The organism is Microcoleus pseudofavosus SVA1_A4, assembly GCF_036700565.1.
In the GTDB taxonomy this organism is placed as follows: Bacteria; Cyanobacteriota; Cyanobacteriia; order Cyanobacteriales; family Microcoleaceae; genus Microcoleus.
This window is the reverse complement of sequence record NZ_JAUBPE010000061.1, coordinates 20,566-42,241: the sequence shown is the minus strand read 5'-3', so window position 1 is coordinate 42,241 and position 21,676 is coordinate 20,566. Positions and strand designations below refer to the sequence as shown.

Sequence of the window (21,676 nt, the reverse complement as noted above, 5' to 3'; positions counted from 1 at the left end):
GCGGAAAAAATGCCATAACTATCGCCCACAAGCTTCAGCCCTGGCTGGGGGATAAAGGTCGCCTCCCGGCTGAGAAATATGGGGATATTCCGCTAAACCCGCCCAGCTAAAGAAGCCACGATCCATGCCAATTGAGCTGACTCAACAGGTTTAGCAACATGAATCTGAAAACCTGCTTTCATCGCCTTTTGACTATCGTCCTCTCTAGCATAGGCCGTTAGCGCGGCAGCAGGAATTTGTCCCCCACCCTCGGCACTCAGTGTCCGTACCTGGCGAATTAGCGAATAACCGTCTTGCTCCGGCATTCCAATATCAGACAAAAGTACATCATATTTCTCAGGATTTGCCGTCAACATTGACAAAGCCTCAGTTGCCGAGGCGGCCGCGCAAGCTTCAACTCCATACTGCTCCAAGATTGTGGTGAATACCTCACGCATATCTAATTCGTCATCCACAACCAGAACTCGTATACCAGCCAATGATGGAATGTCAGCCATTGTCACTGCTGGTTGCTTTGGGCAATCTACTGGTTCTAAAACACTCTGCGTCGAACTTTCTTCTATGTCTGTTCGCAGCGGCAACCTCACGGTAAACGTTGCCCCCTGTCCCTCACCTGAACTGTCTGCATCAACAGTACCGCCGTGGAGTTCTACCAAATGGCGGACTATCGAGAGCCCTAGCCCCAACCCAGAGTCTTTTCGAGAGTAGCTGCTATCCGCCTGACGGAAGCGATCGAACACGTGGGGGAGAAAATCGGGGTGAATCCCCTTACCAGTATCCCGAATTTGGATTTGAGCCATGCCATCAATGCAGTCTAATGCGATGTCAACTTTGCCTCCGGCTTGGGTGAATTTAATCGCGTTTGAAAGTAGATTCCACAGCGTCTGCTGCAAGCGGCTCGGATCGCCCAACACTTTTGCGGTTAAAGGAGTGACGCTGGATTTAAGTTGAATATTTTTGGCTTCTGCTGCTAAACGAACCACCCCGATCGCATTTTCCACCAGTGGAGTCAGCTCAATTGGATAAGCGTCGATCCGAAACTTGCCTGTGGTAATGCGCGAAACGTCTAAGATGTCATCGATGAGCTGGTTTTGTGCTTTGGCGCTCCGCTCGATCGTTTTTAGCGCCTCGTCGGTTTTAGCCGCATCAAATTTTCGCAGGCGCAGCAACTGTGCCCAGCCAATCATCGCATTCAGCGGTGTCCGCAGTTCGTGAGAAAGCACGGACAAAAACTCATCTTTGGCGCGGTTGGCGTCCTCAGCAGCCGCACGAGCCAATTGTTCTTCAATCCGAAGGCTGCGTTCTGTCTCTAACTGTTTTTGCTCCGTGATATCCTCGATCGCCACCAGAATCATCTGTGTATCGCCGATCGGAGGCATTTTGCGGGCATTGAGCCGCATTATTTTACGCCCGATCTGCTCAAAGTCATGCTCGACCTCAAAATCTTTAAACTCGGTCTTTCCTGCCAGAATTTCTGTTAGGAGCGATCGCAACTTGGGAATATTCCACTGTCTGTTACCGAGATCGAATATCGAGTGTTGCTCAGTTTGGATCGGCATCACCTGAAACGTCTGGTAGAAAGAACGGTTGGCCGTGATCGCCCGCAGGTTTAGATCGAGCACTAGCAGCGGTTCCCGCACGGTTTCCACGATCGTTTCGGCGTAGTTTTTCGCTTCCATCAACTGCTGGGCGCTTTGTTTGAGTTCGTGGATATCCACCAACATCACCACAGCCCCGTCAATCTTGTTGTCGATCGTCCGATACGGTCGAATGTGCAGATCGTACCAACGACCGTCTCGATCTTGAACCTCCTTAACTTTCAAATTAAGCGTGCGGATCACCTCTAAAATCAGTTGCTCTAAGTCCGGCACTATCAACTTGTGAGTGATGTCGCTCAAAGAGCGGCCGACATCGCTAGAAATCAAGTTGAAGATGCCTTCGACTGCGGGAGTAAACAGGCGGACTCGCAGGTCGCCTCCCAGCATCAGGATCGGAATATTGATGCTGCCCAGCAGGTTCTGCAAATCGTTGCTGACCTTGGTTGATTCCACATTGCGCCGCTGCAATTCGTCATTAATCGTGTTCAGTTCTTCATTGGTTGCCTGAATCTCTTCTTTGGCGGTTTCGAGTTCTTCGTTCATGCTTTGCAACTCTTCGTTGCTCGACAAAATCTCCTCGTTGGCGGCTCTCAAATCTTGGTTGGCGGCTTGATGCTCTTGGACGATCGCTCCGAGGTGTTCTTTTGTGGTTTTCAGTTCCTGTCGCAGCCTCGCAATCTCCAGACTTTCATCGGTTTTCGGCTCGGAGTTGACTCTACCATTGTCCGCTACCTCCGAAGACGCAGCGGTCTGCGGCTCGTCTTGAAACAGCACTAAAAAATAGTCTTTACTCGCAGCGCCGACTTGGAATGGAATCACATTAATTCTCACCTGCCGGAGGATCTCGCCCTCTCTAATTTGCAACCTTTCGCGGGCGATCGGCTGCTTCTGCTGTGAGGCCTGTTGAATTGCAGTCCGCAGTTCGACGCGCAATCCTTCTTTTGCCATTCTCAGCAGGTTTAAGCTCGCCCTACCGGGTGCCGGTTCTAGGTAGGCATTCGTCTGTCCCCGAAACTGCAAAATCTCGCTGGCGCTGTTAATCACGACCCCGACAGGGGCATAGTGATTCAAAACAATGCGATCTGCCTCTTTCTCCATTTCAATTTCGTCCAACCTTTCCGTCTGCACCGGTAAAGTATTGATGGCTGTCAGATGATAGCTGCTAGCAGTTAAATCAATGTTGAGCCAATGCGACAGCAGTTTTTTAGCATAAATTTTGTTCTTTTTGTCGAATAGCGCAAACAATTCTGCAAAGTCACCAACCGTTTCTGAAGTGCCTAACATCAAAAAGCCGCCAGGGCCGAGTCCGTAGTGGAACATTGGCAGCAGTTTTTTTTGCAGCGGGGTTCCCAGGTAGATCAGCACGTTCCGACAGGTAATCAAATCCATCCGCGAAAACGGCGGATCGCTAATCAAATTTTGTCTGGCAAAAACGCAGAGTTCGCGCACGGGCTTAGCGATTTGGTATCCGCCCTCGACTTGAACGAAGAACCGGTGCAGGCGTTCGGGCGAAACATCGGCGACTTGGCCCGCCGCATAGAAGCCGCTGCGGGCGTGGGCGATCGCACTTTCGCTGATGTCTGTGGCATAAATTTGAATCGGCAGGTTAGTAGTTCGATCTGCTAAAAACTCTAGCAAACAGATGGCGATCGAGTAAGCTTCTTCACCCGTCGAACAGCCGGCAATCCAAATTCTGATCGGTGTTTTCGGCGATTTATCTTTGACGATTTCGGGAAATATCTTGCTGTTTAAGGCCTCAAAGCTTTCGGGGTCGCGGAAAAAGCTGGTGACATGAATTAAGACATCGCCGTACAGCGCCGTTACTTCGGCCGGGGTGTTTTGGAGATATTTGGCATAATCTTCGATCCGATCGAGTTTGTACAGCAACATCCGCCGCTGCATCCGCCGCTTCAAGGTGGTTTGCTTGTAGTGAGTAAAGTCAACTCCTGTAGCCGATCGCAGCAAACTGTAGATAATGGCGATCGCATCTTTAGATGCGATCGCATCTTCGCCGGCGACCGATTCTGTTGGAGGCCGATCGGCAATGTAGGGATGACGGCCGATCTCTGCTATTTTTTGGGCAATTTTTTCCGGTGTCAAGATAAAGTCTACCTGACCCGTCGCCACCGCAGTGTTCGGCATACTGCTGACTTGTGCCGATTCTTCGCATTGGGCAAAAGTAATACCCCCTGCTGCTTTAATCGCTTTTAATCCTCGGGCACCATCGCTGTCGCCCCCGGACAGAATGACGCCGATGGCTTTGTTTCCCCGTTCTTCGGCGAGGGAAAACAGAAAGGTATCGACGGACATAAATATGCCCCGTCCTGTGCCCCGAGGCAGGAGCTTTAGCATCCCCCGATCGATGGTCATGCTAACATTTGGGGGGATGACGTATACCTGATTTGGTGCTACAGCCATCTCGTCTGTCACCTCATGCACCTGCATCTGGGTCGATCGACCCAGAATTACACTCAACGCACTTTCCTGATTCGGCAACATATGCTGAATTATTACAAACGCCATGCCTGTATCGATCGGCAAATGGCTCAGTAATTCGATAAATGCTTCCAATCCACCTGCAGAGGCTCCAATTCCGACGACTGGAAATAAGTCGTTTTGATTGTTTTGCTGGTTTCGAGCTGCTTCGATATCAGCTTTCATATCTGCTTTCATATCTGCTTTAGGTTGAGATTTCTTGGAATACTTTCCTGGAGTCATTTTTTTATACCAAATATCTTGCTTTGTCGGTATTATGTGGGTATTATCCTAATATTTTTATGGCATATATATACACATTATCTATATGCCATAAAATAAAGGATGAGGCATCTACCTGCCGATATATTTAGGCGAACTCGGCGCGTGCGATCGGGCGATTTTATCCTGATGTTTTAATTCTTATGGTGGAGATCCCCCAAGGAAACGGAAGTTGTGGAAACTCTGGTTTTTACAGCGTTCAAAGACTATTTGGGTAGTTATTTAGATTTTGTCGATCGCGCCGAACCGGTGACATCGGCCGCAAAGTTAGATAATATCTTACCAGCTCAATTGCGCTATCTGCGGTATCGTTCCGAAAAAGACCCGACCAGGGGAATGTTTAACTAAACAAGCGAGAAGTCCCGCGCCAAACACGGTACTCCTTTGAGCGACGGGATGAAAGCGCACAAAGTAAGTGGATTGAATACCCAATTACTTTGTAATTATCTTTGCCGATCGGCAAAACTTTTGATAAAATTTTTACTAAAATAGTAATTACCAGTAAAGTAAATGCTGCACAAGGTTGTGAAAGTTAGTTTATAAAGCGCAGTTAGCAGGAATCGCTGTGAAGGTTATTGAAGAAAGTTACACTTCCAAGTTTTCTGTTTGAGAGAATGAACCTTGTGTCAAGCATTCGGAGTATTCTGATGCCTTCATTCCTGATATTTGTTGCAGCATTACCATCTCTATCTCGGTCAGTACCGAGTGTGAGGACAAACCCACTCGCGAATACTAAAGACGGATGGAACAGCCGTTTCTGCTGTTGGAGGGAAGGTAAGTCCAATCTTTTATGAGGCTGCATAGAATCTGATTCCCCCTAACCCCCTTTAATAAGGGGGGGACAAGATTCTTTTCTTTCGTCCCCCTTCTTAAGGGGGATTTAGGGGGATCGTGATATGTGCAACTTCACATTAAATTGGTATAAGTCCAATTTAAGGCACTCCCCTAGGAAGACAGGAGCCCGCGCTGTATGCGATAGCATCAGCGCTGGGTAGTTCGCGCGGTTCTACGGCAAGAAATGGACCCAAGAGTATATTCACGGCTTTTTGTTCAATTTGGAACGGAAGCTGCCACAATTGGTAAGTAACAAGAATTAATTTTAATACAAGCTTCAGCCACTATACTAATAAGTGTAGGTTGGCATGAGGAAAATGCCAATGGTCAAAAAAAATCGCAATGTAGTTAGTTCCAATTCAGAAAGCAAAGTCAAAATCGGACTTTCGCTGACTCCTTCTAGTGCCGATCGATTAAACGCGATCGCTCGAAAGCTCGGAATATCAAGGTCGGAACTCCTAGAACGCTTGGCAAAAGGCGCTCTGGATATTTCCAGCGACAAGACGGAAGTTACTGTCACTTGGAAAAAAGGTGAAGAAACTGCGGTAGAGTCCGCTGACTTGCAAGAGGAAACAGCCGAAGAAAGCGACATCAATGACGCTGTAACGGCAGAAACTCTATTGGACTCGGTGAGTGTACAGCCAAATCCGCTGCAAGCAAGTTACGAATCTTTACAGCAGCAGTTGGCTGAACGGGAAAGTTCGATCGCTTCTTTGCAGCAGCAATTCGCCACCGAAAAGCAAAATCTCGAAAGCCAATTAGCCGAAACTGTAGCGAAGTCGAGTTACGAATCTTTACAGCAGCAGTTGGCTGAACGGGAAAGTTCGATCGCTTCTTTGCAGCAGCAATTCGCCACCGAAAAGCAAAATCTCGAAAGCCAATTGCAGGAAACTGTAGCGAAGTCAAGTTACGAATCTTTACAGCAGCAGTTGGCTGAACGGGAAAGTTCGATCGCTTCTTTGCAGCAGCAATTCGCCAGCGAAAAGCAAAATCTCGAAAGCCAATTGCAGGAAACTGTAGCGAAGTCGAGTTACGAATCTTTACAGCAGCAGTTGGCTGAACGGGAAAGTTCGATCGCCCAATTGCAGCAGCAATTCGCCACCGAAAAGCAAAATCTCGAAAGCCAATTAGCCGAAACTGTAGCGAAGTCGAGTTACGAATCTTTACAGCAGCAGTTGGCTGAACGGGAAAGTTCGATCGCCCAATTGCAGCAGCAATTCGCCACCGAAAAGCAAAATCTCGAAAGCCAATTAGCCGAAACTGTAGCGAAGTCGAGTTACGAATCTTTACAGCAGCAGTTGGCTGAACGGGAAAGTTCGATCGCTTCTTTGCAGCAGCAATTCGCCGAAAAAGACCAGCGGGAACAGGAGTTTCAGCAGCAGCTAGCAGAAAAATCGAGTTCGATCGAATCTTTGCAGCAGCAGTTGGCTGAAGGGGAAAGTTCGATCGCTTCTTTGCAGCAGCAATTCGCCACCGAAAAGCAAAATCTCGAAAGCCAATTGCAGGAAACTGTAGCGAAGTCAAGTTACGAATCTTTACAGCAGCAGTTGGCTGAACGGGAAAGTTCGATCGCTTCTTTGCAGCAGCAATTCGCCAGCGAAAAGCAAAATCTCGAAAGCCAATTGCAGGAAACTGTAGCGAAGTCAAGTTACGAATCTTTACAACACCAGTTGGCGGAACGGGAAAGTTCGATCGCTTCTTTGCAGCAGCAATTGGCCGAAACAGAACACCGGGCACAGGAATTTCAGCAGCAGCTAGCATCCAAGTCCAGTGCTCTGGAATCTTTGCAACAGCAAGTCGCCCAAACAGAAAGTTCGATCGCCCAATTGCAGCAGCAATTAGCTAGCGAAAAGCAAAATCTCGAAAGCCAATTAGCCGAAACTGTACCGAAGTCAAGTTACGAAAGTTTGCAGCAGCAATTAGCTACCGAAAAGCAAAATTTCGCACAGCAATTGCAGCAAACCGTGTTGAAGTCGAGTTACGAATCTTTGCAGCACCAGTTGGCAGAAAAGTCAAGTGCGATCGGCGACTTCCAAGTTCAACTGACCAAGTTGCAATATCTGGAAAATCAATTGAACCAGAGTGCGGCGATACAGCGAAATTACGACGCTTTGCAGCAACAGTCTCAAGAACAGCTAAGAACCATCAAAGCTTTACGGGAACAGCTAGCTCAAGTGCAGGCTGTGGCTGGGATTGGCGAAGCTTATCTCAACAAGTGGCGCCGTCGCTGATTCTCTCATCAGCACGGCACAGTCTAACGCTTCGGGTGCGCCCGGAGCAATTTACCCCTAAAACAAAACGTCCTCTAAACTCGGCCTCCTTCCTCTTGTAGCCATAGATTTCAACCTGTGGCTACAAGAGCTTTTTATTGCAAAATATGAGCATACTATTAAGAAATATTACAATAAATAAATTATGACGAGCGATCGCACCTCTCAACGCAAATCCCGCGTGACGGTCATCGGAGGCGGAATTGGCGGGCTCACAGCAGCAGCCCTGCTGGCCCGCAGAGGATACAAAGTGCTAGTCTTAGACCAGGCGATCGTCCCTGGCGGGTGCGCTTCCACCTTCAAGCGCAAAGGCTTTACCTTCGATGTCGGCGCCACGCAGGTTGCAGGATTGGAACCCGGAGGAATTCACCACCGAATTTTCTCAGAATTAGACATAGAACTTCCCGCCGCCACACCCTGCGATCCCGCTTGTGCGGTGTTTTTGCCGGGAGAAACCGCACCGATTAGCGTCTGGCGAGACCCGCAAAAGTGGCAGCAAGAAAGGCAGCGGCAGTTTCCCGGAAGCGAACCTTTTTGGCAATTATTATCTGCATTGTTCAAAGCTAGCTGGAAATTTCAAGGACGCGATCCAGTTTTACCGCCCAGAAACTTATGGGATTTCTGGCAATTAATTCAAGCAGTTCGGCCCGATACTCTAATTACTTTGCCATTCACTTTTATGACGGTGGGAGATGCTTTGCGGCTGTGCGGGTTGGGCGACAATTTGCGCTTGAGAACTTTTCTGGATTTGCAGTTAAAATTGTATTCTCAAGTTGATACTGAAGAAACGGCGCTGCTTTACGCGGCGACGGCTTTAGGAGTTTCGCAAGAGCCCCAGGGATTGTATCATCTACAAGGAAGTATGCAGGTATTGAGCGATCGACTCGTAGGCGCGATCGAACTCTACGGCGGCCAAGTGCTGTTGCGGCATACAGTTGAAAGTATTGTCACCGCCAACGGCAAAGCCACCGCTACAGTGATTCGCAATCAAAAAACAGGCGAAGTTTGGACAGAAACTGCCGATCGCATTGTTGCCAACGTGACCGCGCAAAATTTAGTAAAATTGTTGTCAACCGAGCCGATTTTAGGAAATTTAACTGATAATTTAACTGATAATTTATCCGTTAAATCAGAAAGTTCAGAGACAAAAAACCAACTCCCCCATCAAATGGCAGGCTACAAATATCGAGTCGATAAATTGGCGCCCGCATCCGGTGCTTTCGTGATATATTTGGGAGTGCATGAAAGCGCCATTCCAGCAAATTGTCCGCCCCACCTTCAGTTTCTCTACGATTACGAAGGCGAGATTGGTGAGAATAATTCATTATTTGTGTCTGTCAGTCATCCGGGAGATGGCCGAGCACCGGAGGGAATGGCGACAATTATCGCTTCGTCATTTACTGATACTCGAATGTGGTGGAATTCGGTTGATTATGAGGGATTGAAGGAAAAATACAGCGCAGGGGCGATCGCCCGTTTGAGCGAATATTTCAATTTAACAGCAGGGGCGATCGTACATCAAGAAGCCGCCACACCCCGCACCTTTGCCCGCTATACAGCGAGAGATAGAGGCGTTGTGGGTGGTATCGGGCAGCGAATACCAACCTTCGGCCCCTTCGGATTTGCCAACCGCACACCAATTAAAAATTTGTGGTTAGTCGGCGACTCCACCCATCCCGGAGAAGGAACTGCCGGTGTTTCTTATTCTGCTTTAACAGTCGTGCGGCAAATGGAAGCCGCCTCTAAAATCTAAGAGGACACGGCAATGCCGTTTCCCTACACCAAAAATAATTAATCGCGCTGGTGAAAGAGGACACGGCAATGCCGTTTCCCTACCCCAAAAATAATTAATCGCGCTGGTGAAAGAGGACACGGCAATGCCGTTTCCCTACCCCAAAAATAATTAATCGCGCGACAGATGTAACTATCGCGCGATTAATTTTAGGGAATAGTCAACAGTTAACAGTTAATATCAATTCCGGTTGCATCGGAATTAATATCACCCGAAATCAGGAGACGGCAGTGCCATGTCCCTACAATAAATCTGGCGTAGGGAAACGGCACTGCCGTGTCCTCTATATCATTCCGGCGCAGCCGGAATTGATATAACAGTCAACCATCATTCCGGTGTCACCGGAATTGATATCAACTACATTCTCTAACTACTTGATAGAAATCTTTGCGCCCACAGCTTCAAGCTGTTTCTTCAATTCTTCAGCAGCTTCCTTAGCAATAGCTTCCTTAACTGCCTTCGGTGCGGCTTCTACCAAGTCTTTCGCTTCCTTCAGGCCCAGACCGGTAATCGCCCGGACTTCCTTCAGAATCGCGATTTTCTTGTCAGCAGGAACTTCTTCCAACATGACAGTAAACTCAGTTTGTACTTCTACTTCTTCTTTCTCAGCAGCAGGGCCACCCATCATCATCATGCCGCCGACAGGAGCAGCAGCGCTGACGCCAAAAGCTTCTTCAATTTGCTTGACCAATTCAGATGCTTCGAGCAAAGTCAAAGACTTAAGTTTATCCAAGATTTCATCAGTTGCAGTAGACATTTTTTGAACTCCTAGTTCGATTTGATTAATTGTCAGTTGTCAGTTGTCAGTTGTCAGTTGTCAGTTGTGAATTTTAAGTTCCAGATTTCTTAATTCAAAACTCAAAGTTCAAAACTCAAACTATTTAAGCAGATGCGCTTTCTGCTTCAGGTTCTGCTTCAGGTTGTGCTTGTGCTTGTGCTTCTGCTTCAGGTTGTGCTTGTGCTTGTGCTTCTGTTTCAGGTTGTGCTTCTGCTTCTGCTTCTACTTCTGCTGAACCGCCGTCTTTTTCAACATAAGCTTTAAGACCGCGAGCGATCGAAGTAGGAACTTGATTGATACCCACAGCCAACTTGGTTGCGACACCGTTGATAGCGCCAGCAATTTGAGCCATGAGTTGTTCTTTGGACGGCAGATCGGCTAATGCTTTAACATCAGCTTCTTTCAGCACCCGTCCTTCCATCACGCCGCCGCGAAGTTCAGTCTTCTTAGAGACTTTTTGGAATTCTTGGTAAGCTTTAATCGCGCCGCCAATATCTTCTTGCACGAACACAAACGCCGACGTACCAGTTAGCAATTCCTGTATCGGCTGCCAAGTGTCGTTGCCTTCAACAGCAATTCGCATCAGCGTGTTTTTTGCCACTTGGCAACTGCTGCCTTTCGGACGCAAACGCCGACGCAAATCTGTGATTTCAGCAACAGTTAAGCCCGTGTAATCGATCGCGATTACCAGTTGAGATTCGCTCAAGGTTTGCTTGAGGTCTGCAATAATCTCATTTTTTACTGCTAAACTTTTGCCCATACTTATTTCACCTCCTTTTAGGATCGAAAATTGCCCGTCAAAAACCCCGACCTTCGAGCCGGGGCAGAGAATTAAAAATTAACAAGTCAGAATTAAAAATAGAAAATTTCTAATCTTTGAGTCTTGAGTTTTTATTTCTTCAGCCTCGGCAGGAAATTAAGCGATCGGCACCTGCGGTCTTCAGCTTATTGATTTTTGATTAGGCTATCATCAGAAGGCAGACATTAGCAAGGGTATGACACAAATCTTGTGAGAGACTTACACAGACAGCCGAAGCTGTCTTTTACCTTCTGCCTTCTGCTTAATTCTTTCTACGCAGCATCAAGTTTGGTATCGCGCAGAGCACTGATATCGACTTCGATCGACGGGCCCATTGTTGCGGATACGTACAAAGTGCGCCAGTAGCGACCTTTAGCACCCGAAGGACGGTTGCGGTCAACAGTTTCTTGCAAAGCATGAAGGTTGACCAGCAAATCTTCCGCTGAGAAAGCTGCCTTGCCAAACATAACATGAACGATGCCAGTTTTATCGGCACGGAATTCTAGTTTACCACCTTTAAACTCGTTGATCGCCTGAGCAATGTCAGTCGTCACCGTGCCACCTTTCGGAGAAGGCATCAAACCGCGCGGGCCCAACAACCGGCCCAATTTTGCCACCAACGGCATCACGTCTGGGGTAGCAATCAGACAATCGAAGTCCATCATGCCCTTCTGAATTTCATCGATCAACTCTTCAGAACCAGCAATATCCGCGCCGGCATTCAGAGCTTCTTTAACTTTTTCGCCCTTAGCAATCACCGCAATTCTGACTACTTGACCAGTTCCTTTTGGTAGCGATACAGTTGTCCGCAACTGTTGGTCAGTATATTTCGGGTCAATTCCCAAACGGATGTGAGCTTCAGCAGATTCGCCAAACTTAGCGGTTGCTGTTTCTTTCAAAAGTTGCAGAGCTTCCAGCGGTAGGTAAGGTCTCTCTTCAACTTTCTTTTGAAGTTCTTGCAGTCTTCGGGATACTTTCTTTGCCATTGTTATCTCCTGGGGTCAGTCGATTTTAGATTTTAGATTTTAGATTTTAGATTGAACTTATCAGCCAATCCGATCTCTAAAATTTGTTCGGTTCGATTCTTAGCGAAGCTTTGCTTCTCCCCCTGAATCGATCGATTTTGGATTTTGGATTTTGGATTTTGGATTGAAGATTTTACCTTCACAATCAGGAATTACTGACAACTGCCAACTATCAACTATCAACTGACAACTGCCAACTATCAACTGACTTTAATCCGCGATCGCCACGCCCATATTTTTAGCCGTTCCTGCCACAATTTTCATAGCAGCCTCAACATCATTAGCATTGAGGTCAGGCATTTTGGTTTCAGCGATTTCTCGTAACTGAGCCTGTGTAATCGACCCTACTTGCTTGCGGTTAGGTTCTCCCGAACCCTTAGCAATGCCAGCGGCTTTTTGAATCAAAACCGACGCCGGCGGAGTTTTGAGAATAAACGTAAAACTGCGGTCTTCAAAAACCGAAATTTCTACCGGAACAACTAGACCTGCTTGGTCTGCGGTTCTAGCATTGTACTCCTTGCAAAACATCATAATATTGACGCCGTGCTGACCCAGGGCTGGGCCGATCGGAGGAGCTGGGTTGGCTTTTCCCGCCGTAATCGCCAACTTAATTACTGCAACAACTTTCTTTGCCATTAGTTAGTTCTGTTTCTGAACCTGATTGAACTCCAATTCTACAGGCGTATCGCGCCCAAAAATCGAGAGTAAAACTTTGAGCTTGTTTCGTTCCGGGCTAACTTCAATCACATCACCTTCAAAATCCTTAAACGGCCCGGAAAGTACCACAACGTGGTCTCCAGCAGACATCGATACTTTGACAACTGGTTCTGATTCCTGAGCGTTTCTGAAGATCCGTTCTACTTCCGAATGACTCAGAGGTAGCGGCTTGACGTGACCCCTGCCGCGCCCGTAGCGGCGTTTCTGCTCTGCCCCGACAAAATTAATTACATTCGGGGTATTCTTGATCACCTGCCACGTATCCTCGTCCATAAACATACGGATGAGTACGTAGCCGGGAAAGATTTTTTCATCTGACTGCCGCCTGGAACCGTCTTTGCCGACTTTGATCGCCGGAGTTTGCGGAATTTCGACTTGAACGATGCGATCGGCAACATCCAAAGTTTGAATCCGCTGCTGCAAGTTTGCCTTCACGCGCTTTTCGCAGCCAGAGGCAACTTGAACAGCATACCAGCGAGCATCAATCTCCGGCACATCTGGCGATGCTGCCTGTCCCGTCGCTTCTGTGGAATACTCAGATTCTTCTGATGCAAAAGTCATGGCCCAAACACCTTTCCCGCGCCCCAGTTAAAGAAATTATCCACCAAATAGATCAGGCTTGCTGAGAGGATTACCATCAAAAGCACGGCCAAAGACTCGCTGATTAGCTGCTGCCTGCTGGGCCAAACCACTTTGTCGAGTTCTTCTCTAGTTTCCTTAAAAAAACCCGCAGGGTTAAACCCAGGCGCCGTTATTTCTTGAGTTTCTTGAGCTTCGTCTTTTTTCGCCACGATTCAATCCCCCTTGCGATTTTAGATTTTAGGTTTTAGATTTTAGATGGTGTGAGTGGCCCGCGGCTCTCAGATTTTGTGACACTAACCACTTACGCCCAAGTCCCAAATCTCTAATCTAAAGCCACGACTTTTTTACAAGCCCAACCAATCAACGGCGTAAATGCCGATCGCCGAAACCGACGATCGAAAAGCCACACCGAGCATTTGTTGATGGCATTTTTTGCGAACCGCCCACAAAAACTAATTCTACCCGAAAGTTTGCGGTTTTGACTGTTGCCAGCCAATAGTCCGGGCGCTTTCGGGCAGAATTTAAAGTTTGGTGATTCAGCGCGCCCTGGAGGACTTGAACCCCCGACATCAGGTTTTGGAGACCTGCGTTCTACCAACTGAACTAAGAGCGCACAGGTGAGGTTGCTGAAATTCGCTTAACCTCTAGATTTCTATTTTAACACAGTGCGCTCGTAAATGGAAAACTTTTTTTTGATTTTTTTTGATTTCCCATGAACCATGAACCAAGGGAAAGCTGGGTGCATTCCTACAGGGAGCGATCGAACCGCTGTTTGACGCGAGTAGCTTTGCCCACCCGATCGCGCAGGTAGTAAAGTTTTGCTCTGCGGACTTTCCCGCGGCGCATCACTTGGATCGTGGCGATGCGGGGCGAGTGAATCAAAAACACCCGTTCCACTCCGACGCCCTGAAACACTCGGCGGACGGTGATTGTTTCATTAATCCCGCCGTTACGCATGGCAATTACAGTCCCTTCATAGGGCTGAACCCGTTCTTTGCTGCCCTCTTTAATTTTCACGCCGACTCGCACTGTGTCGCCGACGTAAATTTCGGGGAGTTGTTTATTTAGTTCTTGCTTGACTCTATTTATTTCTTCCGTTTCTATAGAACGGATTATTTCTGCGCCTTTCATGGGATTTACCAAAACTCACAATCCCTTATCATATATCGAAATGCCCGTTTTATGTCAAAAAATTTCTATGTTAGATAGCTCTGGGGTCGTATTTCTGCAACTGGGGGCAATGGCTGCACTGGCCTTGTACGTCGCCGCCAACTTGGGGGCAAACGATGTCGCTAACTCGATGGGGACATCAGTAGGCTCGAAGGCGCTAACCCTGCAGCAGGCAATAATTGTTGCAGGCATACTGGAATTTTCCGGCGCAGTGCTGTTCGGCCAAGGAGTTTCCGAAACTCTGGCAACAGGAGTTGTGAATGCAGATGTGTTCTCTACTCAGCCGCAAGTATTTTTAATCGGGATGGTGTCAGTGCTGATAGCTTGCGGGATCTGGCTGCAAATCGCTACCAGTCGAGGTTTGCCGGTTTCTTCATCCCATGCAGTGGTGGGCGCGATCGCGGGTTTTAGCTGCGTGGCGGCCGGAATTAATGCGGTTGATTGGCGAACCATCGGCACCATCTCCCTAACATGGGTGGCGACACCTTTTGCTAGCGGTGCTTTAGCCGCGCTATTTTACAGTGGGGTGAAGTATTCGATTCTCGATCGGCCAGATCCTCTATCTCAAATGCGCGAGTGGATACCTTGGCTGAGTGCAGCACTGCTGAGCGTATTTGGCATAATTGTACTGCCGTCTATTGTGGATGTCGCTTTGGTGCAGACAGGAGCGATCGCCGCCGCGCACGATCGATTTGGCTGGAATCTTCCCATTCACGATATTGTCATTGGCATCGGGAGTATTGGGGCGATCGTCCTCACACTCAATAGCTGGAAAAAATTAGAATCAGTTGAGAAGGAAGAAGGTTCGGCAGCGGATTTTGTAACGGATGTAACGGATGTAACGGATGCAAGGAATAAGAAAGAGGGAATATTTTCCCAATCTCCCACTCTCCCCCTCTCCCCCTCTCCCCCTCCCCGCCACTCTCTGATCGAGCAACAAATGGCGAGATTTCAAGTTTTGAGCGCCTGTTTTGTAGCATTTGCCCACGGTTCCAACGACGTAGGAAATGCAGTTGCTCCCCTAGCTGCGATCGCCTACATCCGGCGCACAGGTTCCTTTCCCTCAGAGGATTTCAGCGTTCCCCTGTGGATTTTAGTCGTCGGAGGCGTAGGAATAGTCATCGGTTTAGCAATTTGGGGCAAAAATGTAATTGCCACAGTCGGCGAAAAGATCATCCAACTGCAACCCAGCGGCGGATTTTGCGCCGAATTAGCCACAGCCACCACAGTCTTGCTAGCATCCCGCTTCGGTTTGCCAGTTTCCACATCCCACGCTTTAGTCGGTGCAGTTGTCGGAGTCGGACTTGTCAAAGCTTGGAAAACAGTACGCTGGGAAACTTTGCTGTCAATTGGTTCGGCTTGGCTGGTGACAATTCCGATCGCAGCCGCTTTGGGTGCTAGCATTTTCAGCATCGCCCAATGGATTTTAGTCAAATAAACGCAATTCGATCGATCGCGCCCAACGGCCGCTCAATCACTTAATTTCTGTTTCAAGCAAAGGTTTAGCTGTCTGGCCAGCACCTCAACACAGGGCTTTCTCAACATAGTAAGGTGATTGCCAGGAACTCGAATCACTTCTACTCTTTGGGTCGTTAAATCGCTCCAGCCAAGAGTCGGATCTTGATGGTTCGTGCTGAGCTTTTCCCCGGATCTAAACAAAGTAATTCGGCGCGGATAAATTTTCGGTACATAGCTGAGAGTTGCTTGACTGTTAGCCTGAAATACAGTAAACATTGAGGGAATTGCCAGCTCGCGCCAGCTTTTTTGTTTTGACTCCTGAGATAAGATACTAACCATAACAGCCTGTTTCCAATTCCAGCCATACCAAAACTTAGTTACCCAATTAAGCAGCTTATTTAAATTAGGGAACCGCGCTGCAATTCCGCCAAAATGGACATTTTCCGCAGCCGCCACCAAGCGAAAATAATCTAATATAAAAGGCCAAATAGAGCGCGAAACAGTAGTCAGAATAAACTTGCAACCGTCCCAAACAGAAGGTTTGTTAGCAGGAATCGGCGCTAAAGTATCGAGCACAGCCAGCAAAGCCACTTCATCCCCCGCTGCGAGTAACTGTTGAGCCATCTCAAAAGCAACCAAACCCCCAAAAGACCAGCCTCCTAAAAAATAAGGCCCTTTTGGTTGAACGGTACGCAAGGCTGCGATGTAGTCAGCCGCCATGTCTTCAATGCTAGTTAACGGAGAACTTTCGCCGTCAATTCCTTTAGGTTGCAGCCCGTAAAACGGTTGATTTTCTCCTAGCTGAAATGCTAACTCGACATAAGGAAATACCACGCCAAAGATGGGATGGACGCAGAAGAAAGGCGGATTTTTACCGCGAGGCTTAATTGCCACTAACGGCGACCATTCCTCAGAATTTGTTCCTGAATCTAGCGAATCTGCTAAACCTTCAATTGTCGGATTTAAAAAAAGAGCAGACAGCGACAACTCGCGCTCAAATTGCTGGTTGATCTCATTGATGAGGCGGATTGCGAGCAGGGAATCTCCACCCAAATCGAAGAAGTTATCCCGAATGCCAACAGGCTCTGTGTTAAGGATTTTTGACCAAATTTTGGCGAGGGTTGACTCGGTTGGCGTGCGAGGTGCAATGCAGCTTTTATCTGTTGAATTGCTAGTGAGATTCTGCGGCGATATTAGGCGGTTGCGATCGATTTTGCCATTGGGAGTTAGGGGCAGAAAGTCGATCGCCACAAAGACATGGGGAATCATGTAATTGGGCAGTTGTTGTTTGAGAAAATTACGCATTTCCCAGGGATTAAGCGTCTGATTTTGATGGGGAACGACATAAGCAACTAGGCGCTTGTTTCCAGACAAATCATCTTCAGCAACCGCCGCTGTTTCTTTGACTGCGGGATGCTGAAGCAGCAGCGCTTCAATTTCTCCCAATTCTATTCGATAACCGCGAATTTTTACCTGTTCGTCAGTGCGGCCTAAAAACTCAATATTGCCGTCGGGAAAATAGCGAGCTAAGTCACCAGTTTTATAAATTCGTTCTCCCGCTTTCTCGCTAAACGGATTAGCAATAAATCGCTGGGCGGTTAATTCGGGGCGGTTCAGGTAGCCTCGCGCCAATCCGCTGCCGCCGATGTACAATTCACCGGGAATTCCAACGGGTACAGGCTGTAAATTTTTATCTAAAATATAGAGTTGAGTGTTAGCTATTGGGCGGCCGATGGGCGGTTTTTTGCGTGAAGCGAAGCTATCCCGCAGGGAATCGCAAATTTCGGACAAACTCGACCAGACAGTCGCTTCTGTAGGGCCGTAAGCGTTAAAAAATCTGCGCCCAAAACCCCAGCGTTTCACCACATCCGGGGAACAGGATTCGCCAGCACAGATGATTGTTTGCAGTGCGGGAAGTTCGGCGTTTGGAAGGACTGCTAGCAGCGACGGCGGGAGGGTAGCGTGGGTAATAGCATTGTCCTGCAAAAATTGGATTAATGTTTGTCCTGGCAACAAAGATTCTTTCTTGGCTAAGTAAAGTGTTGCTCCGGTTCCCAAGGCCATGACAATCTCAAAGATTGAGGCATCAAAACTCAGGGAGGCAAATTGCAAAATGCGGTGATTTGAGTTTAAGTTAAAAGCTGCTATTTGAGCTAGGGCTAAGTTGTAGAGTCCCCGATGTTCGATTAAAACGCCTTTGGGTTTTCCGGTTGAACCCGATGTGTAAATGACGTAAGCTAGGTTTTCTGGTAGGATATTTGTAGTTGAATTTTTAGAGCTTTGTCTGGCGATAATTTCTCTGTCGGAGTCCAAACACACTACTGAAAAAACTCCGTAATTTTCCGGCTGCGTCAAGTTTTGGGCTAAGTGCTGCTGAGTCACCAAAATCGACACCTGAGCATCTTCTAACATGAAGTTAAGGCGCTCTTGAGGATAAGTTGGATCTAAAGGCAGGTAGGCTGCGCCTGCTTTTATAATGCCTAAGATGCCGACGATCGCATTTAAGGAACGTTCTACACAAAGCCCTATTAAAACTTCCGGTTTGGCTCCCAATTGCTGCAAGTAACGTGCAAGTTGGTTGGCTTTGCTGTTGAGTTGGCGGTAGGTTAACTGCTGGTTTTCAAAGACGGCGGCGACAGTATCGGGCGCGAGCTCGACTCGATCTTCAAATAGCTGATGGAAACACTGGTTTTGCGGATAATCTCTCTGAGTGTCATTCCAATCATTTAATAATTGCTGGTATTCTGGTGCTGTCAGCAAAGCCAAGTCGCTGAGGCGCTGTTGGGGATTTGCAACAATGGCTTTTAGCAGCGTTTGGAAATGTTCCGCCATGCGCGCAATTGTGGCGCGATCGAATAAATCTGTGCTGTAAACAAATTGCCCTTGAATGCTTCCTGCATCTTCCCACAAGTGGCATTCTAAATCGAGCTTGGCGGTTCCCGCGTCAAAGTCGATCGCCTCGACAGCGATTCCCGGCAATTCTAGCGCTGCTACAGGAGTGTTTTGCAGGCTGAAACTAAGTTGAAATAGGGGGTTGCGGCTCAACTCGCGATCGGGCTGCAATTCCTCAACCAACTTCTCGAAGGGCAAATCTTGGTGGGCGTAGGCTGCCATTGCGACGTTTTTTACCCGATGCAATAGTTCCCGAAAAGTTGGATTTCCCGACAAATCTGCACGCAGCACCAAACTGTTGACAAAAAAACCGATTAATGCTTCTATTTCGCTCTGGTTGCGATTGGCGATCGGCGTTCCTACTGCAATATCTACTTGTCCTGTATAGCGGTACAGCAAAGTTTGAAAAGCGGCTAGCAGAGTGATAAATAAAGTCGCGCTTTCTTGCTGGCTCAATGACTTTAGCGCCTCGCTCAAAGCAGGTGATAGTGTTATAAATTGTTTAGCGCCGCGGTAGGATGGAACGGCTGGTCTTTGCCTGTCTGTTGGTAGATTGAGTGCGGTAATTCCGTTTAACTGCTGCCGCCAATAAGCTAACTGGGTTTCTAATACTTCGCCCTGCAAGTATTGGTGCTGCCATTCTGCAAAGTCGGCGTACTGCACGGGCAGTCCTGGTAAGTGCGAGATCCCGTTTTTTACAAATGCTGTGTAGAGCGTTCCCAGCTCTCGAATTAGCACTCCAATCGACCAACCATCAGCCACAATATGATGTAAATTCAGCAACAATATATGTTCTGTTTCATTAAGTTGTAGCAGCGTTACTTTAAATAACGGCCCGGCGGCTAAATCGAAAGGGCATTGCGCTGCATCGGTTGCGAGTTGCAGCGCTGCTGTTTCTTGCTGAGTTGGCGAGAGATTTTGTAAGTTGATTGTGGGGAGGGATACGGTTAAAATGGGAGCAATAATTTGTACGAGTTCCCCTTCCAAAATCGTAAAAGTGGTGCGTAAAGTTTCGTGCCGCTGCACAATTTCGTTGAAGGTTTGCTCTAAGGATCTGAAGTTGAGGGAACCTGTTAAGCGGAGCGCTGTTGAGACATTGTAGAAAGGATTGCCCGGTGCTAATTGATTGAGGAACCAAAGCCGCTGCTGGGCAAATGATGCCGGGAAGACGAAAACATCTGTTTCTTGGGGAAGATTAAGCTTTTCTTCACCAGCCGGGAGGGAATTGTCGGAAAGATACTGAGTCATATCAAATTATCAGGAAAGCCTTAAAGGAAAGCGCGTACAAAGTAGCCTACAAATATTACATAGAGAAGATTTCATTTCTTTCATTAAAATCTTTACCAAGGCAATACTAGACTATAACTCGTTTCGATATGCTGCTTCATGCCGAGGTCGGTAACATTCACAAGATGTGTAAAAAACACATCAACATCGTCTATCGCTTTAGCCGTAAGCCGAACTTTTCCAGTTGCTGTTTGAGTCCAAGAAAGCGCGGGAATAGCAAAACCATGTGCAAAACTGTGCCGCACTCTTAAAATCTCATTGAGCCTCTGCCGAACGGCTAATCCGCTCAGGCTTCTTGCAGACAAAACCCAATCGCCAATAGGATCGTAACCAGTGTTTTGAATCAGAAGGTTTCGCGTGTTCTCCGCGTTTGGTGTATTAAATCTTTCAAGTGCGCGTTCCGCCGCATCTCTAGCAATAGAATGTACGGCATGAAATTTGGGATCTAAAGGATTTGCAGTTGCAGCGAAAAAATTGCGAACGAGTTCGTTTATGTAAGCATCCCATGCAGCAACGAATGCAGCTAGAGCGGAGTGGTAGTAGACTTGTGTTTGACTGCGCGATATTGGTTGCAAGCGGGGATCGGTAGCGGTTTCGCGAAGTGTTCTAGCCGTGTTGGACGCTGTTTTGTACTTCAAGGCTGCTGGTGACGGCACGGCGATTTCCTAAAGACAGTTCACGAACTTTTCAAGTGCATCTCGGTACCTTTGCAATGACTCTGCATTCAATTGCACCTGCTCGCCCGCGATGTTTTTGGCTGCTAGTGTGAGTTTGTGCAAGGGCGTGCCAGTCGTAGCAGCGAGTACAGAACCGCTGGCAAAATCTGGGATTTCAATGAAGGTGTTACTCGGCTTGTCTTTGGAGTTAGCAAAAATATGACGGTGCTTCTTGTGTATATCATCCATCATCTGCATAATTGTCTGGTTTACAGCTTCGGATGCCTGGCTCGCTCTCCCTTCGTACAAAGTCAAATGTTGGATCGCGAATGTATGTAATTTTGGTACAGGTACACCTTCTTCCTTAGCGCGTTTTGCAAAAGCAATTCGTGCGTATGGCGCAGTATGCGGGTCGGTTATGGCATAGAGAATTGCCAGGACATTCTCGATCGCAAGACGTGAAGTATAGTCCGCTATAAATGGTACAATCAAGTTTTCGGCAGCCACAAGAGCAAGCTGTGTAGAAATAGCAAAATTAGGACTACAGTCTATGAAGAATATGGTATCGCGATCGCCACTATACGAACGCAGGGCAACCGTCAAATCTCGTCCCCAACTTAGCACCTGTTTCCACGAGTCATAAGGTATTTCCAACTGGGATGTTTGTCGGATTGCTTCAGAAATTATTTCCAGGTAATTGTCCCCGCATACAAGTCTTAGATTCTCTGGTATATTCGGATTGAATTCTTTCGGTTCGCATATATATGGCGATACGTCTGCAAGCATCCGAAATGGAGAATTTAGACGCGCTTCTAGATAGCCTGCTACTGTTGCGCGCGGAGTTTTGCTCATTAAAAAATGCAGCGCATCTGGGCTAGTGAAATATCCGCCAAGTAGCATTTCCGACACATTCGCCTGCGGACATAAATCAATTACATAGACATCTGTATCGGGGTAACGGTAAGCATATTCGGAAGCTGCTGCAAAGCAAAGGAAGCTTTTGCCGACGCCGCCTTTATTGTTCCAGAAAGCGTATGAACTCATTTGGTTTATTTCTTGGA

General features: G+C 47.6%; 15 protein-coding genes, 1 tRNA gene, 1 pseudogene and 1 other annotated feature. Of the genes and pseudogenes, 4 read left to right on the top strand and 13 right to left on the bottom strand.

All coding sequences use genetic code 11. From position 1 onward, the window contains the following. Nucleotides 1-92: 92 nt before the first annotated feature. Nucleotides 93-4,316, bottom strand: coding sequence for a chemotaxis protein CheB (locus QUA02_RS23180; RefSeq protein ID WP_333031078.1), 4,224 nt, complete (start codon nt 4,314-4,316; stop codon nt 93-95). Between the two features lie 189 nt (nt 4,317-4,505). On the opposite strand from QUA02_RS23180, the pseudogene QUA02_RS23175 reads away from it, so the two are divergent. The 3 genes and pseudogenes from QUA02_RS23175 to QUA02_RS23165 all read left to right on the top strand — a co-directional run. Continuing rightward, nucleotides 4,506-4,703: pseudogene (locus QUA02_RS23175) on the top strand (phycoerythrobilin:ferredoxin oxidoreductase); the annotation flags it as partial. Between the two features lie 809 nt (nt 4,704-5,512). Further along, nucleotides 5,513-7,420, top strand: a complete 1,908-nt coding sequence (locus tag QUA02_RS23170) for a ribbon-helix-helix protein, CopG family (protein ID WP_333031075.1) — start codon at nt 5,513-5,515, stop codon at nt 7,418-7,420. Between the two features lie 184 nt (nt 7,421-7,604). Then, nucleotides 7,605-9,212: an FAD-dependent oxidoreductase gene (locus QUA02_RS23165; RefSeq protein ID WP_333031072.1), complete on the top strand. Its 1,608-nt coding sequence runs from the start codon at nt 7,605-7,607 to the stop codon at nt 9,210-9,212. 409 nt (nt 9,213-9,621) lie between these two features. On the opposite strand, the gene rplL is transcribed toward QUA02_RS23165, so the two are convergent. From rplL to rplS, 9 genes are all read right to left on the bottom strand, one after another. Then, nucleotides 9,622-10,008 carry a 50S ribosomal protein L7/L12 gene (gene rplL, locus QUA02_RS23160; RefSeq protein WP_333031069.1) on the bottom strand — a complete coding sequence of 129 codons (387 nt, stop codon included), beginning with the start codon at nt 10,006-10,008 and terminating at the stop codon, nt 9,622-9,624. A gap of 124 nt (nt 10,009-10,132) precedes the next feature. Further along, entirely contained in the window at nt 10,133-10,789 is a 657-nt protein-coding gene (gene rplJ / locus QUA02_RS23155) for a 50S ribosomal protein L10 (protein WP_333031067.1), read from the bottom strand. Between the two features lie 29 nt (nt 10,790-10,818). Next, nucleotides 10,819-10,991: a sequence feature (ribosomal protein L10 leader region), on the bottom strand. A 109-nt stretch (nt 10,992-11,100) separates the two neighbouring features. Next, nucleotides 11,101-11,814 carry a 50S ribosomal protein L1 gene (gene rplA, locus QUA02_RS23150; RefSeq protein ID WP_333031065.1) on the bottom strand — a complete coding sequence of 238 codons (714 nt, stop codon included), beginning with the start codon at nt 11,812-11,814 and terminating at the stop codon, nt 11,101-11,103. A gap of 249 nt (nt 11,815-12,063) precedes the next feature. After that, the gene (rplK, locus tag QUA02_RS23145; RefSeq protein WP_333031062.1) at nt 12,064-12,489 is read right to left on the bottom strand and encodes a 50S ribosomal protein L11; all 426 of its coding nucleotides are present in this window, start codon (nt 12,487-12,489) and stop codon (nt 12,064-12,066) included. 3 nt (nt 12,490-12,492) lie between these two features. Then, nucleotides 12,493-13,131, bottom strand: a complete 639-nt coding sequence (gene nusG / locus QUA02_RS23140; RefSeq protein ID WP_332953948.1) for a transcription termination/antitermination protein NusG — start codon at nt 13,129-13,131, stop codon at nt 12,493-12,495. Then, the gene (secE, locus tag QUA02_RS23135) at nt 13,128-13,361 is read right to left on the bottom strand and encodes a preprotein translocase subunit SecE (protein WP_172186534.1); all 234 of its coding nucleotides are present in this window, start codon (nt 13,359-13,361) and stop codon (nt 13,128-13,130) included. Before secE ends, nusG begins: the two co-directional genes overlap by 4 nt. Nucleotides 13,362-13,512: 151 nt before the next feature. Further along, nucleotides 13,513-13,722, bottom strand: coding sequence for a hypothetical protein (locus tag QUA02_RS23130; protein ID WP_172186533.1), 210 nt, complete (start codon nt 13,720-13,722; stop codon nt 13,513-13,515). Beyond that, a tRNA-Trp gene (locus QUA02_RS23125) sits at nt 13,693-13,765 on the bottom strand. Before QUA02_RS23125 ends, QUA02_RS23130 begins: the two co-directional genes overlap by 30 nt. Before the next feature lie 134 nt (nt 13,766-13,899). Next, complete coding sequence (rplS, locus tag QUA02_RS23120; RefSeq protein WP_333031059.1) at nt 13,900-14,283, bottom strand: 50S ribosomal protein L19; 384 nt, start codon at nt 14,281-14,283, stop codon at nt 13,900-13,902. A gap of 67 nt (nt 14,284-14,350) precedes the next feature. Here rplS and QUA02_RS23115 point away from each other — a divergent pair, with 67 nt between their 5' ends. Next, nucleotides 14,351-15,760: an inorganic phosphate transporter gene (locus QUA02_RS23115; protein ID WP_445305199.1), complete on the top strand. Its 1,410-nt coding sequence runs from the start codon at nt 14,351-14,353 to the stop codon at nt 15,758-15,760. A 32-nt stretch (nt 15,761-15,792) separates the two neighbouring features. Here the strand turns inward: QUA02_RS23115 and QUA02_RS23110 are convergent, their stop codons facing one another. From QUA02_RS23110 to QUA02_RS23100, 3 genes are all read right to left on the bottom strand, one after another. After that, nucleotides 15,793-19,920, bottom strand: coding sequence for a non-ribosomal peptide synthetase (locus tag QUA02_RS23110; protein WP_333031057.1), 4,128 nt, complete (start codon nt 19,918-19,920; stop codon nt 15,793-15,795). A gap of 92 nt (nt 19,921-20,012) precedes the next feature. After that, a complete protein-coding gene (locus tag QUA02_RS23105; RefSeq protein WP_333031053.1) occupies nt 20,013-20,615 on the bottom strand; it encodes a HEPN domain-containing protein in 603 nt (200 codons plus the stop codon). A gap of 9 nt (nt 20,616-20,624) precedes the next feature. Beyond that, nucleotides 20,625-21,659, bottom strand: coding sequence for a ParA family protein (locus QUA02_RS23100; RefSeq protein WP_333031051.1), 1,035 nt, complete (start codon nt 21,657-21,659; stop codon nt 20,625-20,627). Nucleotides 21,660-21,676 lie beyond the last annotated feature (17 nt).

Excerpts from the sequence above, each read along its gene's own strand:
- QUA02_RS23180 (WP_333031078.1), bottom strand. The coding sequence starts at position 4,316 with ATGACTCCAGGAAAGTATTCCAAGAAATCTCAACCTAAAGCAGATATG.
- QUA02_RS23170 (WP_333031075.1), top strand. The coding sequence starts at position 5,513 with ATGGTCAAAAAAAATCGCAATGTAGTTAGTTCCAATTCAGAAAGCAAA.
- QUA02_RS23165 (WP_333031072.1), top strand. The coding sequence starts at position 7,605 with ATGACGAGCGATCGCACCTCTCAACGCAAATCCCGCGTGACGGTCATC.
- rplL (WP_333031069.1), bottom strand. The coding sequence starts at position 10,008 with ATGTCTACTGCAACTGATGAAATCTTGGATAAACTTAAGTCTTTGACT.
- rplJ (WP_333031067.1), bottom strand. The coding sequence starts at position 10,789 with ATGGGCAAAAGTTTAGCAGTAAAAAATGAGATTATTGCAGACCTCAAG.
- rplA (WP_333031065.1), bottom strand. The coding sequence starts at position 11,814 with ATGGCAAAGAAAGTATCCCGAAGACTGCAAGAACTTCAAAAGAAAGTT.
- rplK (WP_333031062.1), bottom strand. The coding sequence starts at position 12,489 with ATGGCAAAGAAAGTTGTTGCAGTAATTAAGTTGGCGATTACGGCGGGA.
- nusG (WP_332953948.1), bottom strand. The coding sequence starts at position 13,131 with ATGACTTTTGCATCAGAAGAATCTGAGTATTCCACAGAAGCGACGGGA.
- QUA02_RS23130 (WP_172186533.1), bottom strand. The coding sequence starts at position 13,722 with ATGTCGGGGGTTCAAGTCCTCCAGGGCGCGCTGAATCACCAAACTTTA.
- rplS (WP_333031059.1), bottom strand. The coding sequence starts at position 14,283 with ATGAAAGGCGCAGAAATAATCCGTTCTATAGAAACGGAAGAAATAAAT.
- QUA02_RS23115 (WP_445305199.1), top strand. The coding sequence starts at position 14,351 with ATGTTAGATAGCTCTGGGGTCGTATTTCTGCAACTGGGGGCAATGGCT.
- QUA02_RS23110 (WP_333031057.1), bottom strand. The coding sequence starts at position 19,920 with ATGACTCAGTATCTTTCCGACAATTCCCTCCCGGCTGGTGAAGAAAAG.
- QUA02_RS23100 (WP_333031051.1), bottom strand. The coding sequence starts at position 21,659 with ATGAGTTCATACGCTTTCTGGAACAATAAAGGCGGCGTCGGCAAAAGC.